This is a genomic window from Plantactinospora sp. GCM10030261 (genome assembly GCF_042666615.1).
Classification (GTDB): Bacteria; Actinomycetota; Actinomycetes; order Mycobacteriales; family Micromonosporaceae; genus KBS50.
Genome location: NZ_JBHTDD010000064.1, coordinates 1 through 1,317, shown reverse-complemented (window position 1 = coordinate 1,317; position 1,317 = coordinate 1). Strand labels below are relative to the sequence as shown.

Sequence of the window (1,317 nt, the reverse complement as noted above, 5' to 3'; positions counted from 1 at the left end):
ATGCCGCGATGTCGGCCTTCACTGAGCGTGGTTGTGTCGTACACGCGTGCGAACGTCGGTGTCATGCGGGAGGCGTGGGCACGGCTGGACGAGGCGGTTGGTGACTGCCTCGCCACGGACCCGTGGGCGCTGTCGGATACCGAACTGCTGGCCGCTCTGGACGCCGCCGTCGTGTCCCAACGCCGTATCGCGGCGGTGGTGTCCGGCCTGGTCCGCGAGATCCACGGTCGGGACCTGCCCCGACGCGACGGCGCCACCTCGACCACCGCCTGGCTGCGGCACCGGCACCGGCTCACCGGCCGCGCCGCCCACCTCGCGGTGACCGACGCCGGGCAGCTGGACACCGCGCCCGATCCGGTCCGCCACGCCATACTCACCGGCGCGATCAGCCTTGACCAGGCCCGGATCATCATCGACACGGTGGACCTCGTCCGGCGGGAGGCCGGGGAGATTGCCGCCGACAAGGCCGTCGGCATCCTGCTCGACTGGGCCGGCCAGTTCGACCCCGTCGACCTACGACGCCTGGCCCACCGGATCCTGGACCACATCGCCCCGCACCTCGCCGAGGACGCCCAACGACGAGCCCTGGAAGCCGACGAGAAACGCCACCAACGCGACCGCTACCTGCACCTGTCCCCGGTCGGCGACGGCCGGCTGCGACTGTCCGGCCTGCTCGATGCGGAAACGTCGGCGCTGCTACGCACCACCCTCGACCCGTTGACCCGACCATCCGGCCAGGATGACCGCCGCAACCCCGGACAACGCCGCCACGACGCCCTGACCGAGGTGTGCCGGCTGACGCTACGCGCCGGCGACCTGCCCGCACACGGCGGCGAACCCACCCAACTGGTAGTCACCACCGACTACAACACGCTCACCGGACAACTCGGCGCCGGCACCCTGGACACCGGCCAGCAGATCAGCGCCGAGTCGGTGCGTCGGCTGGCGTGCGAGGCCGGCATCGTGCCGGCCGTCCTTGGCGGCAACGGGCATGTCCTGGACCTGGGTCGACAACGACGGCTGTTCACCGGCCCGATCCGCCGCGCCCTGATCCTGCGCGACGGCGGTTGTGCCTTCCCCGGCTGCGACCGGCCACCACGCTGGTGCGCCGCCCACCACATCACCCCCTGGTCCACCGGCGGCACCACCACCGTCACCAACGGCGTCCTGCTCTGCCACCGCCACCACCGCACCATCCACCACGACGGCTGGCAGGTCCACCTCGCCACCGACGGACACCCCGAATTCATCCCCCCACCCTGGACCGACCCAGAGCAACGACCCCGCCGCAACACCTACCACCGACGCTGCTGAGAT

1 protein-coding gene is annotated in these 1,317 nt (G+C 71.5%); it reads left to right on the top strand.

Going from position 1 to position 1,317, the window contains the following annotated elements; genetic code table 11:
- Positions 1-63: 63 nt before the first annotated feature.
- Positions 64-1,314, top strand: a complete 1,251-nt coding sequence (locus ACFQUZ_RS32335; protein ID WP_377449099.1) for a DUF222 domain-containing protein — start codon at positions 64-66, stop codon at positions 1,312-1,314.
- The last annotated feature ends 3 nt before the right edge of the window (positions 1,315-1,317 follow it).